At 59.7% G+C, this 2226-nt stretch carries 2 protein-coding genes; both read left to right on the top strand.

The annotated features are described in order from the left end of the window. A partial coding sequence (locus tag WBB85_RS05960; protein ID WP_432637716.1) for an ABC transporter substrate-binding protein occupies positions 1-1116 on the top strand: 1116 nt, incomplete at its 5' end. 83 nt (positions 1117-1199) lie between these two features. Next, positions 1200-2210 (top strand): ABC transporter permease, encoded by a 1011-nt coding sequence (locus tag WBB85_RS05955; RefSeq protein ID WP_432637715.1) that lies wholly within the window; start codon positions 1200-1202, stop codon positions 2208-2210. The last annotated feature ends 16 nt before the right edge of the window (positions 2211-2226 follow it).

Genomic DNA, 2226 nt, shown 5'->3' with positions numbered 1-2226 from the left:
GATACGACCGAGGGACGGCACTTCGTCGCCAACCCCTATTTCTTCCAGGTCGATACGACGGGTCAGCAACTGCCCTATATCAACGAGCAGGATGAGATCTACGCCAACGACCAGGAAGTGCGTCTCTTGAAGCTCGTCAACGGTGAGGCCGATTACAAGACCCAGTCGCTGCAACTGGCCGATGCCCCGCTTCTGTTGGAGAACCAGGAGAAGGGCGGCTACTCGATCCATCTCAAGCCCAAGATCGCCATGCATGCGGTGTCGTTCAACGTCACCTCGGCGGATGAGGAAAAGCGCGCCGTCTTTGGTGATTTCCGCTTCCGCAAGGCGATGTCGATCGCGATCAACCGTCAGGAACTGAATGAGACGGCCTATTTCGGTGAGGGCGAGATCCAGCAGTATACAGGCTTCTCGCCGCTGCCGGATTACATCGACGCGAAATGGAAGACCTTCGCGACTGAGTTCGATCCCGATGGCGCCAACGCGCTGCTGGATGAGGTCGGCGTTGTCGACAAGGATGGCGATGGCTTCCGCGATCTGCCCTCGGGCGCGCCTTTGGTCCTGAACCTGCAATTCGCGACCCAGGGCATCGCCGGTCAGGTCGTCGAACTGATCGGTCAGCACTGGTCCAATGTCGGCATCAACACCACGGTGAAAGAGATCACGCCGGACGAATACCGCTCGGCCCAGTCTTCGAACCAGCTTGATGTCGGTCTTTGGGAAAAGGGCCAGCCGACAGGGATCATCCTTGGCAATAACGAGCTGTGGGTGCCGCCGTTCGAGAACTACTTCGCCCACCGGACCGGCATGCTCTGGGCCGAATGGGTCGACAGCAATGGCGCAAGCGGCGTTGAACCGCCCGACTACGTCAAGGAGCTGGTTGCAGATATCAACACGCTGCAATCGACCCCTGCGGGCACGGATGAGTTCAAGGCGATTGCGAACCGGCTGGTGGCGAACATGACGGGCAACCTTCTGTTCATCGGTACCGCGCTGACGCCGGACCCGATCTATCACCGCAACGCGCTGAAGAACTTCACCGAGTTCAAGACCGCGTCCTACGAATACTATCGGACTTACCCTTACCGGGCGTCCCAGTGGTACTTCGACGAGTGATGTCGTGACCTGACGACACAATCGACCGGGGCGGCAATGTCCGCCCCGGTCCGCAGGCCCGCTTTCACCAAGGACCGCACGCCATGGCCCAATTCGCCCAGTTCGCGCTGACCCGCGCCGTACTTGCGCTGATCACGCTTCTGACCGTCTCGCTCATCGTTTTCACGCTGATGGAACTGGTGCCCGGCACCTGTGCGGAACGCTACCTTGCGTTCAAGAACACCCAAGGATCACAGATCACCATCGCCGATATCGAGGCCGAGGAGAAACGCCTCGGGCTCGACAAGCCCTTCCCGGTCCGCTGGGGCAACTGGGTCTACAACGTCTTTGTCCATGGTGAATTCGGCGACAGCTGCATCCTGCGCCTCAACATCAATCAGCTTCTTTCGGACAAGTTCTGGATATCGCTTGGTATCTGCATGGCGGCCCTGATCCTGTCCTATGCGATCGCGGTGCCCATAGGCATCATATCGGCAAGTTCAGACAACCCTGTCACCAACAACTCGCTGCGCTTCGTCAGCTATCTTGGTCTGGCATTGCCGAATTTCCTGCTGGCGCTGATCATCATGCTGATATCGACGGTTCTCTTTGGCGACAGTCTGACCGGACTGTTTTCCAAGGAATATCGCGATGCCGCCTGGAGTTGGGCCAAGTTTGGCGATTTCATCAGCCGCGCCTGGCTGCCGGTCTTCATTCTCGGCTGGTCGGCGACGGCCTTTGCCCTGCAAACCGTGCGGGCGCTGATGCTGGATGAGATCGGCAAGCTCTACGTCACCGCCGCCTCGGCGCGGGGGGTCTCGGGTGCGAAACTGCTTTGGCGGTATCCGGCAAAACACTCGCTGGGGCCCGTCATCAACTCGCTCGGCTTCGACCTCAACCGGATCTTCAACGAGTTGCCCATCGTGGCGCTGATCCTGACCCTGACCGAGGCGGGGGCGCTGCTGTTCGAAAGCCTCGCCCGGTCGAATGACCAGCAATTGGCGGGCGCGATCATCTTCCTGCTGACGGCGAGCATCGTGGCCCTGAACTTCGTCACCGACATTCTGTTGGCACTCATCGATCCGCGCGTGCGCCGCGGCATCATCGGATCATAGGGGGAGGGGGCTATGG

Source organism: Albidovulum sp. (assembly GCF_049646345.1).
Lineage (GTDB): Bacteria > Pseudomonadota > Alphaproteobacteria > Rhodobacterales > Rhodobacteraceae > Albidovulum.
The sequence above is the reverse complement of the archived record's forward strand: the minus strand, read 5'-3'. Positions and strand labels throughout refer to the sequence as shown.

Excerpts from the sequence above, each read along its gene's own strand:
- WBB85_RS05955 (WP_432637715.1), top strand. The coding sequence starts at position 1,200 with ATGGCCCAATTCGCCCAGTTCGCGCTGACCCGCGCCGTACTTGCGCTG.